Below are 18,468 nucleotides of genomic sequence, written 5' to 3' on the forward strand. Positions count from 1 at the left end.
GCCTTATCGAAACGCAGAACGTGATGTGTCACCTGAGGCGTCGCGCTTTTCTTTCAGGCGGGGAACAACAGACCAGCCCAATGTCGAACCTGCTGCGGCCGCAAGAATGGCGACCACGCCGATGATCTGCAGTGGCTGCAGGTGATGGCCGAAGGCAATACGATCAATCATGATCGCCGCCACCGGATAGATGAAGGACAGGGAGCCGGTGAGGTTGGTCGGCAATTTCTGGATTGCGCCATAGAGCAGAATATACATCAGTCCGGTGTGAACGACGCCAAGCGTCACCAACATCATCCATGCCTGTGCCTCGATGCGAGGACCGTCTGCCGAAAATGGCAGGAGCAGAAAAATGCCGGTGACCACCTGAATGAGCGCGATCAGTTGCGGCGGAACGCCCTTCAGTGTCTTGGCGATGATGGCGGCCACCGCATAGAAGAAGGCGGCGGCGAGAGCGAGCGCAATTCCGGCGAGATAGTTTTCACCAGAATATCCGACACCGGGCTTCGCATAGATGATGGCCAGCGTGCCGACAAACGAGATGGCGAGCCACACCATCTTATTGAGCGTCAGCCGCTCGGACAGGAAGACAGCGCCCATGGCCACCAGCATAAAGGGTTGGGTATTGTAGACCGCAGTCGCAATCGAAATTGAAGCGCGTGGATAGGCGGCGAATAACAGCAGCCAGTTCGTGACAATCGCGATTCCGCCGAGCACTGCGAAACCCAACTGTTTGCGCGACATGATACCGAGCCTGAAAAATCCCATTGCTGCGCAGATCGGCAGCAGGATCGCCGCGCCGAAAACGCAGCGCCAAAATACGACGCTCGTCACCGGTTGGCCGGACAAGACAACAAACAGGCCGATGGTGCCGGAAATCACCATCGCGCTTGCCTTTTCAATTACGCCGCGCATCTTTTCAGTCATGGTCAGGCCCTCATTGTGATGCATGGATCCTAATGGACTTGATGGGAGATTGCCTTGAATTTTAAAAGGCTTTACCTCAACAATTCCTATCAAAAGAAGGCTGGGATTGGCCTTCGCTTTAAAGGACAAAGCCTATGCTCGACGATGTCGATAAGCGCATTCTGGAGCTTCTGTCGAATGACGGGAGAATGTCTGTCAAGGATCTCGCGCAGCATGTGGGACTGTCGGCACCGAGTACATCCGAGCGGATCAAGCGGCTGGAAGAACGGGGCGTCATCCGTGGCTTTACAGTGGAAATAGACCCGGCGAGTATCGGGTTCACGCTCCAGGCCATCATTCGTGTTCGTCCCTTGCCTGGCAAGCTGCATGTTGTTCAGCAACTCATCGAGGCAATCCCTGAGATTTCGGAATGCGACAAGGTGACGGGAGACGATTGCTTCATTGCCCGTCTGCATGTCCGCTCGATAGAGGAGTTGGACACCATCCTCGATCGGATTGCCGACAAGGCGGAAACCAACACATCGATCGTGAAGCTGCAGCCGGTCAAACGCCGGCTGCTTCCTCTGTCCTGAAATTTATCCGTGCCCGATGATAATGCCGGCCGCCAGAACCAGCGAGCCGCCGAGGACCACCTGAAACACGGCGCGCAGAAACGGTGTTTCCATGAACCTGTTCTGGATGAAGGCAATCGCCCACAACTCGATGAACACGACCACGGCGGCAATCGCGGTTGCCGTCCAGAAGTGCGGAATGAGGTAGGGAAGCGCGTGACCAAGACCGCCGACAGCCGTCATGATGCCGGACGCCAGGCCGCGCTTTATCGGCGATCCGCGTCCTGAAAGCTTGCCGTCATCATGAGCGGCTTCGGTAAAGCCCATGGAAATGCCAGCACCGACCGAGGCGGAAAGACCGATCAGAAAGGTCTGCCATGTATCCTGGGTGGCGAAAGCTGCGGCAAAGATCGGCGCAAGCGTCGACACCGAGCCGTCCATCAGGCCCGCTAGGCCCGGCTGCACATAGGTCAGCAAGAACTGGCGCTTGGAGGTCTCATCTTCTTCCGATCGCGCATCTTCGGGAAGATGCTTGTCGCTGAGCATGCCGGCAATGTCTTCATGTCCCCGCTCCGCTTCGGCCAGATCGCCGAGAAGCTTGCGGGTTTCTGCATCGGTCACGTGGCGGATTGCCTCGTCGTAGAAGCGAATGGCCTGCTGCTCCATCTCTTCAGCCTGCTCGCGAATATGGTCTAGCGACAGCGTATTGATCAACCAGTCCGGCTTGCGCTCATAAAAGCCGCGCACATGCTCGCGCCGAATAAGCGGAATGACATCGCCAAAGCGGCGCTTGTGCATGTCGATCAGGACATTGCGGTGCGCGTGCTCCACTTCAGCCATGTCGTCGAAAATCTTGGCGGATTGCGGATATTGAGCGCGCAAATGATCTGCATAGGACCGGTAGATCCGTGAATCATCCTCTTCCGACGAGATGGCCAGAGCAAGGATTTCCTGCTCGTTGAGAGAGGAGAAGGGACGTTTGGAGGAAGAGAAGAGACTGCGGAACATGGTGCCATCCTTTTAGAATGATTCTAATTACTCCTGTGATCCGTGCTTCGCAAGTCGTTTTAGAATAATTCTAAGTAGGTCTTTTTGCATGGCCGGAAAGCGCAAGGACATGTCTCGCACACCAATGGTGCCGCCGGTATTCGACCAATGATGGGATGCGAGCAAAGCGCCACAAAACACAAGCGCAGGCAGCACGTTGACCCAACAGCCATCAACCCATTCGCAGCACCCGGTTTATTGTACCGACTGCCAAACGGAATCCGGATCCGACACGCTTGGGGCAGACCATCATGTCCTTGATCCGGAACATTGCTGAAGGTTCGGCATTCCTCATTGGCAATGCCGCATCCGGCTGCGTTGCTCCCCAATCAAGCGAGTTTCGAGAGCGCAATGCCATCACCAGAAAAGAAAATCCGTTACGCCGTCGTCGCCGGAGGCCAAATCTCACAGCAGGCCTTTATGCCCGGCATCAAGCAAACCAATAATTCCGAGCTGGCAGCGCTTGTGACCGGTGATCCGGTGAAAGCGGACAAGCTTGCAAAACTTTACGGAATAAAACCCTGGTCATATGAGCAATATGATGAGCTGCTGAAGTCCGGCGAAATCGACGCCGTTTATGTTGCCACCCCAAACTTCCGTCACGCCCCATTCGCCGTTGCCGCTCTCGAGGCCGGCATTCACGTGCTTCTGGAAAAGCCGATGGCGTCGAGTGTCGAGGAGGCTGAACAGATCCTGGCAGCCCAGAGAAAAAGCGGCGCCAAGCTGATGATCGCCTACCGTCTTCATCACGAGCCCGGCAATGTCGAGCTTTTCACGCGCGCTCGTAATGGCGACTTTGGTGATCTTCGCAGCTTCTCCTCAACCTTCGCCCAGAATGTCGCAGAAGAAAACTCTCGTGGTCATAACGGCTATTGGGGTGGGCCTGTGCCAGACATGGGTGCCTATCCGCTCAATGCAGTGCGCAACCTCTTTGGCAGCGAGCCCGTCGCGGTTCACGCGGTTGGAACCAAGGCCAAAGATCGCGGCTTCAACTTTCATGATACGGTCGCGGTCACTTTACTTTTTCCGCAAGAGCGCACCGCCCAGTTTACCGTGAGTTACGCCACCGCATCGGCCGAAAACTTTACACTGGTCGGAACGAAGGCGACGATCGAGGCTTCGCCCTGCTACATGTTCGGGCCTTCCATGGGGATCGCTTACCGCGAAATCACTGACGAAGGGGAGAAGGAACACGTCTTCGAGCCGGTAGACCAGTTTGGTAACGAGACGCAGTATTTTTCCGACTGCATTCTGAATGACCGCGATCCAGAAGCGAATGGCGAGGAAGGCTTGATGGACATGCGTGTCCTGGCTGCGGTTGAGCGATCGCTTGAGACTGGGGAGACCATCACGTTACCCGCAGCTTCACGATCTCGCAGGGTCGAAGCCGACCAGGCGCTTCACCTGGACCCCGCTGAGCAACCATCGGAAGACGAGATGATCAGCATCATTCCCCAGTCGAAGTAATCAGATCCACGCGCCTCCATGCGTCACGAGCAATCTGCGACACGGGAACAAGCCTTTCGTGTCGCGGTTACGAGACGATGTTCACCTTGGAGGAGACCACAATGGCTTTGAAAGCAATCGCGCTTAATGCAACCTTGAAGGCATCTGGCGGCGAGCCATCATCGACGGATCGCATGCTCGCACTCATTGCGTCGGCGATGTCAAAAGACGGCGTAGAGACCGAAACTATCCGCCTTGCGGATTTTAACATAAAGCCGGGCGTGTCCTCTGATGAGGGCGACGGAGATGATTGGCCGGCAATTCGTCAAAAGGTTCTCGACGCAGATATTCTTATCCTCGGCACACCAATATGGCTTGGACAGCCCAGCAGCGTTTCGAAGCGTGCGTTGGAGCGAATGGACGCGTTTCTTGAAGAAACAGATGAGGCGGGCAGAATGGTATCCTATGGGCGCGTGGCTGCCGTAGCCGTTGTCGGCAATGAAGATGGCGCCCATCATGTCTGTGCTGAACTCTATCAGGCCCTGAACGATGTCGGCTTTACGATCGCCCCCAACGCGGTGGCCTATTGGGTGGGCGAAGCGATGGGTAGCACGAACTTTTCCGATCTGGAGCATATCCCAGAAACAGTGACGAAGGCCGTCGACATGCTGGTCCGCAACACCGTGCATTTGGCAAGGCTGACCAAAGAAGACCCCTATCCAGGTGAAGCGTGAGAACGGGTATTCATATCTTCCTGCATCAAGCGAGTGACGCCTCGGGTCTCAATCATACCGTTAATTAGTCGGCTAATAAAAGCGCCTTGATCGGTTCTTTAAAAGCTCGGAGGCGTGCAGGCACTGATCACCTCGCAGGGCACCGGCCCAACGCAGCGAAAAACATGGGGGCGCCTGCTTTCGAAATAGTAGGCGTCGCCCGGCCCAAGAATGCGGCGCTCGTCATCGACGGTGACCTCGAGGCGGCCAGACAGCACGATGCCACCCTCCTCCCCATCATGTACCAGAGGCACACGTCCGGTGCTGGCGCCGGGTTGATAGCACTCTTTGAGAATCTGCAGGCTCCTGCCGAACAGGTTATCTCCGATTTGCCGGTAGGAAATCGGCCCCTTGCCGATCTCGACCAACTCTTCCGCAGCATAGAAAGCCTTGCGCGGCTTGTCCGGCTCGAAGGCAAAAAACTCTGCAAGGCCAATCGGGATGCCGTCCAGGATCCGCTTCAGCGCACCAACGGACGGATTGGCCGAATTGGACTCGATCAGCGAAATCGTCGAGTTCGTTACGCCTGCCCTGCGGGCCAACTCGCGTTGCGACAACTTGTGCATAGACCGAAGATGACGCAATCTGTTGCCAATATCGACGCTCATTGAAATCTCCGCGTTTCACATGTTCGGTATAGCGCAAACATACACCCTTCTACTCAGTTAAAACAATAGGTTAGGACTGAATAGAAAAGGACTTGTTTACAGCCATAAAGTCGCGGATGGATGCATCATCCAAGTCAAGGGGACCATCATGGACCATCAAACCAAAGCCAACATGCCAAACCTCGCCAATTTCTGGATGCCGTTCACGGCGAACCGCCAGTTCAAGGCGTCACCCCGTCTGCTGGCAAGTGCCGAGGGCATGTACTACACCGATATTGACGGCAACCGGATCCTCGACGGCACGGCAGGCTTGTGGTGCGTGAATGCGGGCCACGGCCGCAAGCGGATTTCGACGGCTGTCGAGCGACAGCTCTCCACGATGGATTTCGCGCCCACCTTCCAGATGGGCCATCCCATCGCTTTCGAATTTGCCGAGAAGCTCGCCGCGCATGCACCAGGCGGTGCCGCAGCCGAACTCGATCGCGTCTTTTTCACAGGTTCTGGATCTGAATCCGTAGATACCGCGCTCAAGATTGCCATTGCCTATCAGCGCGCGATTGGTCAGGGAACGCGCACCCGTATCATCGGTCGCGAAAAGGGTTACCACGGCGTAGGCTTCGGCGGTATCTCGGTTGGCGGCCTCGTCAACAACCGCCGTGTCTTCCCGCAGATCCCCGCCGACCATATGCGTCACACACTCGACTTGGAACGCAACGCGTTCAGCAAGGGTCTACCACAGCATGGTTTGGAGCTTGCGGAAGATCTGGAGCGTCTCGTCGCTCTTCACGGCGCAGAGACGATTGCCGCAGTGATTGTCGAACCGATGTCGGGTTCGGCCGGCGTGATCCTGCCACCCAAGGGCTATCTGGAAAGGCTTCGCGCCATTGCCGACAAGCATGGCATCCTGGTGATCTTCGATGAGGTCATCACCGGCTTTGGTCGTCTCGGTCAGCCATTCGCCACCGATTACTTCGGCGTCGTTCCGGATCTTGTCACGACCGCCAAGGGTATCACCAACGGCTCGATCCCGATGGGCGCGGTGTTCGCGAAGCGCTATGTCTATGATGCGCTGATGCACGGCCCAGAAAACCAGATCGAACTGTTCCACGGTTACACCTATTCAGGCCACCCGGTTGCCTGCGCCGCCGGCATCGCGACGCTCGAGATCTATGAGGAAGAAGGCCTTCTGACACGCGCGGCATCTCTGGCGCAGAAATGGGAAGATGCCCTCCATGGACTGAAGGGTGCACCACATGTGGTCGATATCCGCAATCTCGGCCTCGTCGGCGCCATCGAACTTGCCCCGCGCGACGGTGCTCCAGGGACACGCGCTTACGACGTCTTTGTCGATTGCTTCAAGAAGGGCCTTCTTGTCCGCGTTACGGGAGACATCATAGCGCTCTCTCCTCCACTGATCATCGAGGAAGACCAGATCGATACGATCGTCTCCATGATCGGGGACGCACTTCAGCGGGCTGTGTGATCGCTCACGCTCTGAAAAATGTCCGGGGTGAGGAACCCGCCCCGGACCATATCTGACCAGATTTAGTCAAAATTTAAGAATTTTCATCCCGTTGTAATATAACGACAAAAATCCTCATATCAAAGCAAAGTCACGCTTTGCTTTCTGCACTTCGTATAGCTGTTTTTGTTGGATTTTGATCGCTTTGCGGTGCCTCGACTTGAGTACATTGTTCGATCGATTCGGCGACTTTGCGAGTCTGCACGCGTATGTCAGGCACAGCAGTAATTTCCCAAAACTGCCCCGCTGTCAAGGCACCCACAGCGAATAGGTAAGCCTGTGTATGCCCATCAGGCTTGAGAACGTGAGATTGCGCATCGACCCTGATGCCCAGTCCAAGTGGATCGGTATCGATCATTTTGTCTGTGACCATCTGCTGCAGAAGCGGAGAGTGGGCAATGCCAGCTCGTTCCATGCCGGTACAATTTACCAGCCAGTCGAACGGCAAACAGACCTGGCCCGTTTCACCTCGTTTACGGTAGGTCAGGAAAGGCCCCTCCTCCGCCCTGGCAATACTTTGTACGAAACCAGCGTGAACTTCGACCACATCCTGCTTCAGCAATCCATCGAAGACCTCATGCACTTGCGGCGCGACCCGGTGCCGGTGAATATTCCACCAGGCAAGGGCATGGCGAAGGAACCGCGCCCGCTTCGGTTCATCCAGGGACTGCCAGAGCTTTTGGGTCTGTGGACGCAAACCATCCATGACGGCACGCCACTCCGCGCCCGCTCTTACAACGCGCCGAAGGTCGGCCAGGATTTGACTGATTTCGCTGCGGCCTGGATTGAGCTTCGGGTCTACCGGGGTGACGGGCGATGTGCTGTGACCATGCGGGACGAGGCCACGGCGGGAGATCACATGGATCTTTCCGCGATGCCCCATATTCCGGAGCGACAAAACCTGATCGATCATCGTCAAGCCGGACCCCAAGATACAGATCGTGTCATCGGGCTGAACTCTGGAGAGCCAGTTGAGACGCCATGGGTTTCGGACGACGCGGCGCAGCAGCGCCATATCGGCTTCTCGAGTTAGCCGCGGTAAACTTGCCGTCCCGACGCCAAGACACAGGACCCCCCTTTCGGCAATCAGCGACGTTCCGTCACTAAGCCGAAAGGCGACACGGCCCTCACCAATGGCTGCACACGACATCGCCTTGGCCTTGATAAAGTCAACTCGGATTCGCTGCCTTTGATCTCGAAGAAGGGCGGCGAGTGTATCGTGCAAATAGAGTCCGTAGTCATTTCGGCTGGCAAAGCCAGACCCGTCTACGTCCCGTCCTCGGCTACTCAGCCAGTTGAGAAAGTCGTCGGGACGATCGACAAAGGCGCTCATTCGCGCTGCTGGTACATTTAACCGATGAAGATGCAGTTCAGTGCGATATGCCGTTCCTCTTCCGAAGCTCGCATCATCGCCGACGATGGCAATCGATGTCCCTGCCGGAAGCAATTGCAAAAGATTGGTCACCAGACTGATCGCTGAAAATCCGGATCCCACCACCGCGACGTCATAGATCATATTGGCCTCCTTGGTATTGCATGACCAACAAAGCTCACGCCGACTCAAAAAGCAAATGAAAGCATCGACACACTTGAACTGAGGTACCGCTCGGCAGCGTTGCGGAAATCGGTTAGCCGCGGCTAACACAGTGAACGCATAATGGAGCTTCCGCCTCACGCCTTTGCCAAGACACCAAACTCTATTTCTGATTCAAAATGCCGTTGTATGACGCTGAAAAGATTCATGTTTGGCTTAAGAAATGCCTATTGCGTCAAAAAGAGAATCGGCGCTTATATCCCAGTTGCGGAAAAATCCGATTTCGACGGAAAAAACCGCAACTGATCTAACGAGCGGAAAAGAGAGAAATGACACCTGGTGCTGACCCCAACATTGCTGAGAGAGCGCCCGATCTCACGAGCCTCATCTTACAGCATTCGGCAGCTTTGTCTGCACAGCTTCAGGCGCACAATGCTCACACATTTGCGCCGTTGTCCGAAAAGACCATGCGTACATTCTCACCTTCCGAGACAGCAAAGCTAATCGGTATTGGTGAGGCCTATCTTCGCCAAATCGCCGCCGAAATGCCGGACCTCAGCGCATCGCAGAGCGGCGGCCGCCGCAGCTATTCCGTCGATGACATCCACGCAATCCGCAAACACCTCGATCAGGGCGCGCGCGGTACACGCCGCTATCTTCCGCATCGCCGTGAAGGTGAGGCGCTCCAGGTCGTCGCAGTCATGAATTTCAAGGGCGGCTCAGGCAAAACGACCACCTCCGCGCATCTCGCTCAATATCTGGCGTTGCGCGGCTATCGCGTTCTCGCCATCGACCTTGACCCGCAGGCCAGTCTGTCCGCCCTCTTCGGTCACCAGCCTGAATTGGATGTCGGTCCAAACGAAACACTATACGGTGCTATCCGCTACGACGATGAACAGCGTCCCGTCGCAGAAATTGTCAGAGGCACCTACATCCCTGACCTCCACATCATTCCCGGCAATTTGGAACTGATGGAGTTCGAGCATGACACGCCTCGTGCTTTGATGCGCCGCGCGCCTGGCGACACTTTGTTCTTCGCCCGCATCGGTCAGGCAATCGCTCAGGTGCAGAACTTCTACGACGTCGTTGTCATCGATTGCCCTCCCCAGCTTGGCTATCTGACACTCTCGGCCCTGACGGCTGCGACCTCTGTTCTCGTTACCGTTCATCCGCAAATGCTCGACGTGATGTCGATGAACCAGTTCCTGGCAATGACCGGCGATCTTCTCTCTGAAATCGGCCGTGCCGGTGCGCGTTCGGATTACCATTGGATGCGTTATCTGGTGACGCGCTTCGAACCGAGCGACGGACCGCAGAACCAGATGGTAGCGTTTCTCCGCTCCATCTTCGGTGAGAACGTTCTAAACCATCCAATGCTGAAGAGCACGGCGATCTCCGACGCCGGTTTGACCAATCAGACCCTGTTTGAAGTCGAACGGACCCTCTTCACCCGGTCGACTTATGACCGTGCTTTGGAAGCCATGACTAACGTAAATGCCGAAATTGAAGGCCTGATAAAAAAAGCGTGGGGTAGAACCGCATGAGCAGAAAGCAAATCTTCGCCAATCTCGGCGGCAATAATGCCGATAACAACGAAGCCGCTGCGGACCGTCCGCGCCCACGTATTCGGCCTATTCTCGGCTCGCCGGATCTGGTTACCGATACGGTCAACTCGCCGGTTGGAATGATAGGCCAGTCACTCAACGAGGTTTCCGAACGCAGCAAGCGTGCCGAAGAAATCGAAAAGAAGCTGGCTGAAGGCTTGGCGATCGTTGCGCTTGATCCTGCCGATATCGATCCGTCCTTTATCCCTGACCGCATGCCGGCCTCGCGTGAGGCAGATGTGGGTTTGGTCGAAGCCATTCGTGAGCAGGGCCAACAGGTCCCGATCCTGGTTCGTCCGCATCCAGATAGGCCCGGCCGCTATCAGGTCGCCTTCGGACATCGTCGTCTGCGTGCTGTCGCGGAAATCGGTATTCCTGTTCGTGCTGTCGTTCGTGATCTGTCAGACGAGCAGCTCGTCGTGGCACAAGGCCAGGAAAACAACGAACGCCGCGATCTCAGCTACATCGAGAAAGCGCGCTTTGCACAGAAGCTGCAGCTCAGGTTTTCGCGTGAGACCATCATGGCGGCGATGTCTCTCTATAAGAGCGATCTTTCCAACATGCTGTCGGTCGTAGGCCGCATTCCCGATGATATCGTGGACAAGGTTGGTCCTGCTCCTGGCGTTGGCCGCCGTAACTGGATGGATCTCGCTGATCAACTGACGTCATCCAAGGTGAATGATGTCGCACGGTCCTTCCTTGAGGACGATCGCATCGAAAGGCTCGCCTCGGAAGACCGTTTCAAGGCTCTGCTGGAATATCTCAAGCCGAAGGTGGAACCCAAGCGAAGCGGTGTTCTGGCGTCGAAGAGCGGTCAAAAACTCGCGAAGATCGTCGAGACGGACCGTAAGATCGATATCTCCATCGACCGTAGGGAAGCTCCTGAGTTCGCGTCTTTCGTTCTGGAGCACCTGCAGGCTCTGTTTGAGGAGCACCGCTCTAAACACTAGTGCCCGTCTGTTGCGCGAGGTCAACCAAGGCTTTGCGATAGCGACAGGTTCGAACACGACATCCAAGCGCGAGACGGATTTCTCAAGATTCGACGCGCTTTAACGAAACCAACGAGTGAAACAGAAACAGGAGCATCTGGCCCAAAAGAAAAAAGCCCCCGAACGTTGCCGCGCGGAAGCCTTTCTTTGATTTAAGCACCCGAAGAATCTCATTTCCGCGAATCATAGTCAAGACTCTTGGCATCGAATTCTTTTCGGTGAGCGATTTTCTTTTGCCTTTTTGAAGGTGAAAGACATGAATAGCGATACTGTAACGACGCCCTTTGGGCGCCGAGGGGTTAGTTATGCCCAACTCGCACATCAATTTGCGTCTCAACGCATCAATACGGAACATTCCATCGACAAGTGGAAACTCTTCCGTCGCATCTGTGAAGCAAGAACCGTCCTAGGCGTTTCGGACCGGTCTCTGGCCGTTCTCAATGCGCTTCTTAGCTTCTACCCGAAAACAGAACTATCCGACGAACATGGTTTGGTGGTCTTCCCATCCAACGACCAACTGTCACTGCGGGCCCATGGAATGTCGGAGCAGACATTGCGCCGGCATCTTGCAGCACTCGTAGATGCTGGTCTCATTCTGCGCAAGGACAGTCCAAACGGAAAACGCTATGCCAGGAAGAACCGCGCGGGCAGTATCTGCGATGCTTTCGGATTCTCGCTCGCACCTCTCATCGCACGCTTTGACGAAATCGAGGCCATTGCGGAAATGCTGGCAGAAGAGCGCCTTCAGCTCCAGCGCATGCGTGAAAAGATCAGCCTTTGCAGGCGTGACATTGTCAAACTGATCGAACTCCTTGCCGACTGCACCGACCAAGATCGACTGGAGGTCTTTCACGCACGTCAAATCGTCATCACTGCAAAGATGGATCGCAAGACAAAGGCACCGCAGCTCAACCTTATTCTCGATGAACTTAGCGAAATCCGGGATGATATCGCTAAGCTTTTGGAAAAACAGCTAGAAATCGAAAAAATAAGCGCCAATGCCTATCAAAATGAGCGGCTTATACAGAGTTCAGAATCCGAATCCTCTTTTGAAGATGGCAGCCCTGTGGAAAACGCGGACGCTCCGGAAGAGGAAACGGTGGAGGCACATCCATTGGCGATCAACGCAAACCAATCCTCGAAAAGCGAGGGAACCCTCAGCGAAGAGAAATATGATCTCCAGACGGTGCTACGAGCATGCCCTGAGATCGCGCTTTACGGCCCCAATGGCACTGTGAGGAGTTGGATGGACCTCAAAACTGCAGCCAATGTGGTGAAAACCATGCTCTCTATCAGTCAATCGGCTTATGATGAAGCAGAGAGACAGGTAGGCCCGCAAGCTACCAGTGCAATCATAGCGTGTATTCTGGAGAGATCAGGACAGATCAATTCCGCCGGTGGCTATTTACGAAGCCTGATCAAAAAGAAGCACAGCAACAGCTTCAGTGTGAAACCGATGCTGATGGCGCTTCTTCGTTCCAAAGTGTCAGCCAACCTGGCTCCAGCATCACTTCGTTGCTGAAAAACACCTCCCATGACGCATATTCGGCCCGCTGAACCACAAGAGCTAAGACAACGACCGAGATCAAAACGAGTACCGTAGACACCCCATCCCTTCGCAATCTGCATTGGGCTTCCCATATCAGAAACAAGAAGAGCAATGACAAGGAGCAGCCCATTGAACGACCAGAGCGTATCACTGAAGCCCATGGGACCTGTGACGGAAGCGTCGACGGCCAGAGCGCTGCTGGCGCTTATCCGCAACCCACTCGAAGCACTGCCACCTGCAGTCTTCACCGAACCCCTGGTGTTTTCAAAAGTCGCCGGGCGGGTCAGCATCTACATCTCCGACCCAACGCTGATCCATGAGGCGCTTGTGAAGAATGCGGATGTGTTGGGAAAGGGCGATCAGGTTCGTCGTGCACTTGGCCCCGCGCTTGGGTCAGGACTATTGACGGCCGACGGGGCACACTGGAAATGGCAACGCCAGTCAGTCGCCAGCGCGTTTCGCCCATCTTCGTTGACGGCACTTCAACCTGCCATGCTCGACGCTGCAAGACAAACGCTCGACCGATTGTTGGGCCACCAAGGTGAAACGGTCGATGTCGGCCACGAGATGATGAAGACGACCTTCGATATCATTGTCGAAACGATGATGTCCGGTGGTCATGGCATTGATGTTGAACGGGTTGAACGCAGCATCACCGATTATCTTCGCCCTAGCGGCTGGACCTTTGCACTTGGCGTCGTCGGCGCACCGGACTGGACTCCCTATCCCGGAAGACAGCGGGCCATGAGGGCGGTGGAATTTTTGCGCTCGAGCCTGATGAGCGTCTTGGAAGAGCGCCGGCGTGACCCGTCAGATCGTCAGGATCTCGTTTCCATGCTGATCTCCGCGACCGATCCCGAAACCGGGCGTATGATGACCGATGTCGAGATCATCGATAATCTCATGACCTTCATCACGGCCGGCCATGAAACAACAGCTCTTGGTCTCGCCTGGACCTTCGATCTTCTGGCGCGGAATCCCGAATGTGAGGCCCGGCTGTTGGCGGAAATCGAAGAGGTCACGCGAGGCGGGGAGGTGAGGCCGGAGCACATCGGGGAGTTTAATTACACGAGGCAGGTGTTTTCCGAAGCAATGCGGCTTTATCCACCAGCGCCGATCATTACGCGAACGGCGCTAAAGGACTTCAAGCTTGGAGATTATCTTGTGCCGGAAGGCACCGTCATGTTCGTTCCGATCTATGCCGTCCATCACCACGCCGCGATCTGGAATGAACCGGAGAAATTCGATCCCGACAGGTTCCTGACTGACGCGACGAAGGCCCGGCACCGTTATGCCTATATGCCTTTCGGGGCAGGCCCGCGCGTGTGCATCGGCAACGCTTTCGCCGTGATGGAAGCCGTCGCGGTTTTGGCCGTCATCTTGCAGAAGATGCGCTTGAGAACGGACGGCATCACGCCCGAGCCGCTGATGAAGGTAACGCTGAGACCAAAAACCAGCCTGAAGATGAAGGTGGCATCAGTGTGATACTGGACTGAGAGCCATGTGCAGGCTCGCAAGAAAATGGCCAGCGGATCGTCGCTGGCCATAATGGTTTCACATATCGACTTTGGCGTTTTCGCCCATATCTGGACGGGTGTTGCTGACGGCGGCGGCAGCCATCTTGATGTAGCTAATGACGGTGCCGGGGCTGTCCCAGTACTCAGCGGAGGAAGGCGTGACCTTAAGAACGCGAATGGACGGGTCTTCCGCACTGTCCCACCAGGCTTTTGCCGGCGTTGACCACAGGTCTCGGATCCGCTCACGGTCGTTTTGAACCTCAGCGGTACCGGAAATCGAGACGTATTTCTGTCCCTTCGAGTCGGCGAAGGCGAGGCAGACATTTGGGTGTCGGGCGATCTCCTCATCCTTGTGACTAGCAACATCGGTGAGGAAGTAAAAAGCATTCTCCAATCGCTCTGCATGCGCTGCCATGGGTCGTGCGCGAAGATCGGACCCGGTCTGCGTTGTCAGCATGCAAAAGCCGATCTTTTCAGCCAGATCCCAAACCTTTGTGGTGTCGTCTTCGATATGTGCCATCTGGCCCTCCTCTGATCGATCCTCCCTCAACGAGCTTCGCTATGACATCGTTCCTCTCAAGGAACTTCGAACGCACATGGCCATTTTTCTCTCAGGTCCTATCGGCAGAGAGACAATCACATGCAAAGCAAAGAACTGGGTAAAAGCGATCCATGGAGCGAACGCAACTTCGTGCTCGTCCTGGACGATGGAGAGGAGGCGTTTGGCGCCATCACCAAATTCTGCGAGGAGCAGAACATCACGGGAGCCTCACTCACCGCAATAGGTGCTTTCAAACGCGCTAAGCTCGGCTTTTTCAACTTCACCCAGAAACGCTATATCGACATTCCTGTCGATACCCAATCGGAAGTTCTGAGCGCCATCGGGGATGTGGCCGTCGATGACGAAGGAAAGGCCAGCGTCCACATGCATGCTGTTCTCGGTTTTGCCGATGGCTCAACCAAAGGAGGGCATTTCATCAGTGGCATCGTTCATCCGACATTAGAAATCATCATCCGCGAAAGTGCCGTCGCTTTGCGTCGACGCAAACGGCCTGATCTGGGGATCGCCCTTCTCGATGTGTGAGGGGGTTGCTTCGGATCGCGTGCCCCGGCGATGTCTCGTCTAGCGCTTGTTCAAAGCTCAATATAAGAAATCATTAAATAAACCTTGGCGTTTAACCACCGTTGTGGATCATCTACTGATTTCAGATAGGCAATGTCTTCTAAGAAGAAGCGCAGATGCCAATATAACAATTATCAAATTTTTATAAAATACTTTCCCTGTAAAAGACGCAATTTTGAGACGAACAGACGATCATTTTAGCAATGTAATGATTTTTATATTGAATTTATATTTATGGAATTCATCGGTAATATTCGCCGTTAACCATTCATCAGACGTTTCGCCGGGAATTTATCTCGAATTCAAACGAGAGGAAATCCTATGCAGTTCCGTTCCCTGAAAAGTAAAATAGCAGTCTTATCCGCCTTCAGTGTTCTCGCGGCCGTCGGTGGACTGTTGACCTATAGCCTCATAGCAACGCAGAACAGTCAAGCGGTCGTCGCAGAGAGCGTGTCGGAGTTGACGCGCGACTTGACGAAGGAAAGCCTCCAGCGCCTTGCCACAGCACAGGCCAGTAAGATTCAGGGGTCGCTCAATGAGGCTTTCGATGCCGCCCGTAACATGGCGCGTAGTTTCGAAGCGCTGACGAACGGCGATGTATCTATTCCCCCAGAGGCGCGCAGAGGTCGGCTCAATCAGATCCTGCTGAATGTGCTGAAGGACAATCCAGCGTTCAACGGCACCTATAGTGCATGGGAACCGGGCGCTCTGGATGGGATGGACGAGCGTTTCAGGGACAATCGCAAAGCGGGCTCGGACGCGACGGGCCGTTTTCTGCCCTATTGGACGCGAAACGCCGCGGGTCAGATCGATATCCAGCCTCTGGTGGAATATGACAGCCGGGATTTACATCCCAATGGCGTCACGAAAGGGGGCTGGTATCTAGGTCCCCAGAGCGGCGGGGGCGAGAGCATTCTCGATCCATTGCCCTATATCGTTCAAGGCAAGAATGTCTATCTTGCCACCATGTCGGTGCCGATGACGGTCAACGGTCGCTTCGCGGGCGTAGCCGGCGCAGATTTTGACCTGTCTTTCGTTCAGGAACTGGCACAGTCCGTAAAGGCCGGAATCTACAGTGGCCGGGCCGTCGTGGAAATTATCAGCTACAAGGGCCTGATCGTCGCCTCCAGCCGCAATCCGGACCTCATCGGTCAACCATTTGACCGCAACGATCCTGAACTTCGCGCCGTCCTTCAAAAAATCCAGGCCGGTGAAGCCAATGTCTATAACGACGAAAAGGAACTGCGCGCCATCGCGCCGATCATGATCGGACGGACAAAAACGCCCTGGTCCGTCATGATCGAGGTTCCCGTCGAGGTGGCGCTCGCCAAAGCTGCCGACCTCGATCACACGCTTGCGCAGATAAGTACGCGTGACGGCTGGATGTTGGCGGTCGTAGGTCTCGCAGTCCTGCTGTTTGGTGTCGCCACAATGTGGTATGTGGCCCGCTCCATCGCGGCCCCGATCAGTTCCATGACATCGGCGATGAGCAGTCTTGCAAATGACAATTTCGACGCCGTCATTCCCGGTATTGGACGACCTGACGAGATCGGAAAGATGGCTGCAGCCGTGCAGGTCTTCAAGGAAAATGGCCTGCGCGCACGCACGCTGGAAAAGGAGACTGAAAGCAATCGTCGTGAAACCGAGGAGGAGCGGCGTCGCAGTGCAGAACGTGATGCCAAGCGGAACGACGAGATGCGTCACGCCACCGAAAATCTCGCTAAGGGTCTCAAGCGGGTTGCCGAAGGCGATCTGACTTTCAGCTTCGGCGAAGCCTTCGCCGATGAATACGAAAGCTTGCGGCGAGATTTCAATGCAGCGGTGACGCAGTTGAAGCAGGCGATGGTTTCCGTCGCGGCGGCCACCACCGCAATCGACGATGGATCGCGTGAACTCAGCCAAGCTGCCAACGATCTTTCCAGGAGGACGGAACAACAGGCTGCGGCGCTCGAGCAAACCGCTGCGGCTCTTGACGAGATTACGGCAAACGTCTCAAGCTCAACCAAGCGAGCGCAGGAAGCGCGTACCGTTGCGATCGATGCGAATGAGGCGGCGCGCAAATCCGGGGTCGTGGTGGCGGACGCCGTGGATGCCATGAAGCGCATTGAGACGTCGTCGAGCCAGATATCCAACATCATCGGTGTGATCGACGAAATCGCCTTTCAAACCAACCTGCTAGCCCTTAATGCCGGTGTAGAGGCGGCTCGTGCCGGCGAAGCAGGCAAGGGTTTCGCCGTGGTGGCGCAGGAGGTCCGCGAACTCGCACAGCGTTCTGCGCAGGCGGCGAAAGAAATAAAAGGGCTGATCCGCAATTCATCGATGGAAGTGGAGGGCGGTGTCAGACTGGTTCAGGAAACCGGGTCCGCTTTGAAAGCGATCGAAGACTATGTGGCGACTGTCAATCACCACATGGATGCGATCGCAACCTCTGCACAGGAGCAGTCCCTCGGTCTCTCAGAGGTCAATGCCGCCGTCAACCAGATGGACCAGACAACCCAGCAGAATGCCGCGATGGTGGAAGAGGCAAGCGCGTCCAGTACCTCGCTTGCCAACGAAGCAGATAAGCTGCGCCGGCTGGTCGCGCAGTTCGAGACCGGCGGAACGCTATCCCGACAGACCGCCGCAGCCCGGCCCGAGGCAGTCCGCTATGACCACAGGGCAACGCAATCGCCAGCGCGGCGTCTCCTCGCCAAAGTGGCAGGTGGTGTCGGGTTGCGCGGGGAGGCTGCCGCTGAAAGCTGGGAAGAATTCTAGGGTATGTCGCGCAAAACTGTGCCGGGGTTTTGCAATAACGACATGAGATAAAACAAAGAACCAAAGCGTAATGAGCGAATTGAAAGATCGCGACAGGCTTTAAGGGAACTAGACGACGTTCATTCTGTGCCCAGGGACGGTGTTTCGACTCGTCTCTGGGCAGCACCGTTCGATAGAGACGATTGCCTGGGAAAGGCTCTGTCGCTGCAAGATAGAATGGTGCGGTGTACGTCTCTACCGGCGGACCACCGATACTCCGGGATTTTTTATTTTTAGCGCAAACAGGCAACGCGGTTATCCTCGACGATCTCGCGGTTCACAAGAGCACTAAGGCGGCACAGGCGTTGAAAGAACAGGCGCTTGGTTCCTGTTCCTGCTGCCTTACAGCCCCGATCTCAATCCCATTGAGATGCTTTCTCCAAGATTACGGCCCACCTGCGCGCCGCAGCCGCAAGAATGTTCAAGACCCTTTCAAATGTTCTCGGATCAATCTGCAATCTCTTCGAGAGAACCACGTGCTAAAA

The 18,468-nt window shown here is 55.5% G+C and carries 15 protein-coding genes; 10 read left to right on the forward strand and 5 right to left on the reverse strand.

Going from position 1 to position 18,468, the window contains the following annotated elements; translation table 11 throughout:
• Positions 1-3: 3 nt before the first annotated feature.
• On the reverse strand, positions 4-927 hold the full coding sequence (locus PVA19_RS07280) for a DMT family transporter (RefSeq protein WP_274101790.1): 924 nt from the start codon (positions 925-927) through the stop codon (positions 4-6).
• Between the two features lie 134 nt (positions 928-1,061).
• Between PVA19_RS07280 and PVA19_RS07285 the strand changes: the two genes are divergently transcribed.
• Positions 1,062-1,499 carry an Lrp/AsnC family transcriptional regulator gene (locus PVA19_RS07285; RefSeq protein WP_111847257.1) on the forward strand — a complete coding sequence of 146 codons (438 nt, stop codon included), beginning with the start codon at positions 1,062-1,064 and terminating at the stop codon, positions 1,497-1,499.
• Between the two features lie 3 nt (positions 1,500-1,502).
• On the opposite strand, the gene mbfA is transcribed toward PVA19_RS07285, so the two are convergent.
• Positions 1,503-2,486: an iron exporter MbfA gene (gene mbfA, locus PVA19_RS07290; RefSeq protein ID WP_112359039.1), complete on the reverse strand. Its 984-nt coding sequence runs from the start codon at positions 2,484-2,486 to the stop codon at positions 1,503-1,505.
• A 390-nt stretch (positions 2,487-2,876) separates the two neighbouring features.
• Here mbfA and PVA19_RS07295 point away from each other — a divergent pair, with 390 nt between their 5' ends.
• Positions 2,877-3,992 carry a Gfo/Idh/MocA family protein gene (locus tag PVA19_RS07295; protein ID WP_274101791.1) on the forward strand — a complete coding sequence of 372 codons (1,116 nt, stop codon included), beginning with the start codon at positions 2,877-2,879 and terminating at the stop codon, positions 3,990-3,992.
• 101 nt (positions 3,993-4,093) lie between these two features.
• Positions 4,094-4,705: a flavodoxin family protein gene (locus tag PVA19_RS07300; RefSeq protein ID WP_274101792.1), complete on the forward strand. Its 612-nt coding sequence runs from the start codon at positions 4,094-4,096 to the stop codon at positions 4,703-4,705.
• Between the two features lie 98 nt (positions 4,706-4,803).
• On the opposite strand, the gene PVA19_RS07305 is transcribed toward PVA19_RS07300, so the two are convergent.
• Complete coding sequence (locus PVA19_RS07305; RefSeq protein ID WP_062443694.1) at positions 4,804-5,352, reverse strand: cupin domain-containing protein; 549 nt, start codon at positions 5,350-5,352, stop codon at positions 4,804-4,806.
• A gap of 148 nt (positions 5,353-5,500) precedes the next feature.
• Between PVA19_RS07305 and PVA19_RS07310 the strand changes: the two genes are divergently transcribed.
• Positions 5,501-6,835, forward strand: coding sequence for an aspartate aminotransferase family protein (locus PVA19_RS07310; protein WP_113227530.1), 1,335 nt, complete (start codon positions 5,501-5,503; stop codon positions 6,833-6,835).
• Positions 6,836-6,965: 130 nt separating this feature from the next.
• On the opposite strand, the gene PVA19_RS07315 is transcribed toward PVA19_RS07310, so the two are convergent.
• The gene (locus tag PVA19_RS07315; RefSeq protein ID WP_274101795.1) at positions 6,966-8,390 is read right to left on the reverse strand and encodes an FAD/NAD(P)-binding protein; all 1,425 of its coding nucleotides are present in this window, start codon (positions 8,388-8,390) and stop codon (positions 6,966-6,968) included.
• A gap of 347 nt (positions 8,391-8,737) precedes the next feature.
• Between PVA19_RS07315 and repA the strand changes: the two genes are divergently transcribed.
• From repA to PVA19_RS07335, 4 genes are all read left to right on the forward strand, one after another.
• Complete coding sequence (gene repA / locus PVA19_RS07320) at positions 8,738-9,952, forward strand: plasmid partitioning protein RepA (protein ID WP_082479330.1); 1,215 nt, start codon at positions 8,738-8,740, stop codon at positions 9,950-9,952.
• The gene (gene repB, locus PVA19_RS07325) at positions 9,949-10,962 is read left to right on the forward strand and encodes a plasmid partitioning protein RepB (protein ID WP_274101796.1); all 1,014 of its coding nucleotides are present in this window, start codon (positions 9,949-9,951) and stop codon (positions 10,960-10,962) included. Before repA ends, repB begins: the two co-directional genes overlap by 4 nt.
• A 295-nt stretch (positions 10,963-11,257) precedes the next feature.
• Positions 11,258-12,523 (forward strand): plasmid replication protein RepC, encoded by a 1,266-nt coding sequence (repC, locus tag PVA19_RS07330; RefSeq protein ID WP_274101797.1) that lies wholly within the window; start codon positions 11,258-11,260, stop codon positions 12,521-12,523.
• A 138-nt stretch (positions 12,524-12,661) separates the two neighbouring features.
• The gene (locus tag PVA19_RS07335; protein ID WP_443111627.1) at positions 12,662-14,035 is read left to right on the forward strand and encodes a cytochrome P450; all 1,374 of its coding nucleotides are present in this window, start codon (positions 12,662-12,664) and stop codon (positions 14,033-14,035) included.
• Positions 14,036-14,104: 69 nt separating this feature from the next.
• On the opposite strand, the gene PVA19_RS07340 is transcribed toward PVA19_RS07335, so the two are convergent.
• A complete protein-coding gene (locus PVA19_RS07340; protein WP_112520594.1) occupies positions 14,105-14,587 on the reverse strand; it encodes a pyridoxamine 5'-phosphate oxidase family protein in 483 nt (160 codons plus the stop codon).
• Positions 14,588-14,707: 120 nt separating this feature from the next.
• On the opposite strand from PVA19_RS07340, the gene PVA19_RS07345 reads away from it, so the two are divergent.
• Positions 14,708-15,151, forward strand: coding sequence for a PPC domain-containing DNA-binding protein (locus PVA19_RS07345; protein WP_274101798.1), 444 nt, complete (start codon positions 14,708-14,710; stop codon positions 15,149-15,151).
• A 360-nt stretch (positions 15,152-15,511) separates the two neighbouring features.
• Positions 15,512-17,944, forward strand: a complete 2,433-nt coding sequence (locus PVA19_RS07350; RefSeq protein WP_274101799.1) for a methyl-accepting chemotaxis protein — start codon at positions 15,512-15,514, stop codon at positions 17,942-17,944.
• The last annotated feature ends 524 nt before the right edge of the window (positions 17,945-18,468 follow it).

This window comes from Agrobacterium sp. CNPSo 3708, from assembly GCF_028674915.1.
GTDB lineage: Bacteria > Pseudomonadota > Alphaproteobacteria > Rhizobiales > Rhizobiaceae > Agrobacterium > Agrobacterium cavarae.